Annotated in this window: 1 protein-coding gene and 1 pseudogene; both read left to right on the forward strand. The window is 73.8% G+C overall.

What is annotated here, in order from left to right; translation table 11 throughout:
• Window positions 1-587: pseudogene (locus FNH08_RS49895) on the forward strand (nickel transporter); the annotation flags it as partial.
• Between the two features lie 63 nt (window positions 588-650).
• Window positions 651-1,575 (forward strand): serine/threonine-protein kinase (locus FNH08_RS49900; RefSeq protein ID WP_322726672.1); only part of this gene is annotated, 925 nt, incomplete at its 3' end.

A 1,575-nucleotide genomic window follows, 5' to 3' on the forward strand; every position in this document is an offset into this window, starting at 1 on the left:
CCCACACCCCACCCAAGGCCCCCGCGCTCGCGCACTCCCACACACCGGGTCACACACACGCGACGGCCCACCATCACGACCACGGCCACAAGCACGGCAACAGCCACACGCACGACGACGGTCACACGCACGGCCACGGCCACTCACACGACCACGACCACTCCCACGAGACCAAGCGCACCCTCTTCGGCGGCACCGTCACCCACACCCACGGCGGCTTCACCCACAGCCACCCCGTCGCCCCCACCGTGCGCGGCACGATCCTGCTCGGCTTCGCGGGCGGGCTCGTGCCCAGTCCCTCGGCGGTGGTCGTGCTCGTGGGCGCCGCCGCGCTGGGCAAGGCGTGGTTCGGGCTGACGCTCGTGCTGGCGTTCGGCGTCGGCCTGGCCCTCACGCTGACGGGCGTCGGGTTCATCGTCGTCCGGGCGGGCGACGGGATGACGCGACTGCTGGACCGGCGCCCCCGGCTGGCCGGCGGCCCGGCCGTCACGCTGGTCCGCAGGACCCTGCCCCTGGCGTCGGCGCTCCTCGTCGTCGTCCTGGGGGCCGGATTGGTGCTCAAGGGGGCAACATCCGTACTGGGCTGAGCTACTTTTGGGGAGATATAACGCGGAGTGGAGGAATCGCACGGATGCGATGGGGGGACGCCCGTGTCCGAAGAACCGGGCCATGAGCGTGTGATCGCGGGCCGCTACCGTCTCCTGTCCCCTCTTGGCGAGGGCGGCATGGGGACCGTGTGGCGGGCCCGCGACGAAGTCCTGCACCGTGAGGTCGCCGTCAAGGAGGTGCGCGCCCCGGCGGGACTCCCGGCCCCCGAGGTGGAGCGGATGTACGCCCGCCTGGAGCGGGAGGCCTGGGCCGCGGCCCGGGTCGCGAACCGGAACGTGGTGACGGTCTACGACGTGGCCCTGGAGGAGGGCCGCCCCTGGATCGTCATGGAGCTGGTCCGCGGGCTCTCGCTCGCCGACGTGCTGGACGCCGAGGGCCCGCTCTCCCCGCAGCGCACCGCGCGGATCGGCGCCGAGGTCCTCGCCGCACTCCGCGCCGCCCACGAGGCAGGGGTACTGCACCGGGACGTGAAGCCGGGCAACGTACTGGTGGCGAACGACGGACGCGTCGTCCTGACCGACTTCGGCATCGCCATGGTCGAGGGCAGCTCCGCGCTCACCATGACCGGCGAGGTCATCGGCTCGCCCGAGTTCCTCGCCCCCGAGCGTGCCCTGGGCCGCAGACCCGGCCCCGAGTCGGACCTGTGGTCGCTGGGCGTGCTGCTGTACGCGGCGGTCGAGGGCAGCTCGCCCTTCCGCCAGGACACTCCGCTGAGCACCCTGCGGGCGGTCGTCGACGAGGAACTGCCCCCGCCGCGCCGGGCCGGCCCGCTCGCCCCGGTCATCGAGGGGCTGTTGCGCAAGGAGCCGGCGGAGCGTATCCCGGCCGGGCGGGCGGAGGAGGACCTGCGGACGATCGCGTCCGGCGGCACCCCGCCGGCCGACACGGCCGCCCCCACCTCGTACACCCCGACCGTCGCGGCCTTCCCGAGCCCGAGCCCGAGCCCGAACCCGAACCGGCCAACCC

It is taken from the genome of Streptomyces spongiae (assembly GCF_009377185.1).
Taxonomy (GTDB): domain Bacteria; phylum Actinomycetota; class Actinomycetes; order Streptomycetales; family Streptomycetaceae; genus Streptomyces; species Streptomyces spongiae.